Here is a 221-nt window from a genome sequence, read left to right as displayed (position 1 = left end):
GGGATAATTTACAACTGCTGTCGGCTGTGCCCAAGACTTTTCCAAATCTATCACTTCAAATTGCACACAGCGATATGGCAATTTGCCATATTGGTAATCATAATACTCATCAATTGCCCCTGAATAATATAATTTTTCATATTCTAGTTCACTTTTTATTTCTTTAAAATCAGTATTCAGCATCACTTTAATATTAGGATGGGATAACATATTTTGAATCA

General features: G+C 32.1%; 1 protein-coding gene. It reads right to left on the bottom strand.

Annotated elements, in window-relative coordinates; genetic code table 11:
- Positions 1-221, bottom strand: a 221-nt coding sequence (locus tag HJV72_RS19180) for a UDP-galactopyranose mutase (protein ID WP_243765715.1), incomplete at both ends; no start/stop codon positions are given.

The organism is Extibacter sp. GGCC_0201 (genome assembly GCF_017566055.1).
In the GTDB taxonomy this organism is placed as follows: Bacteria; Bacillota; Clostridia; order Lachnospirales; family Lachnospiraceae; genus Extibacter.
The sequence above is the reverse complement of the archived record's forward strand: the minus strand, read 5'-3'. Positions and strand labels throughout refer to the sequence as shown.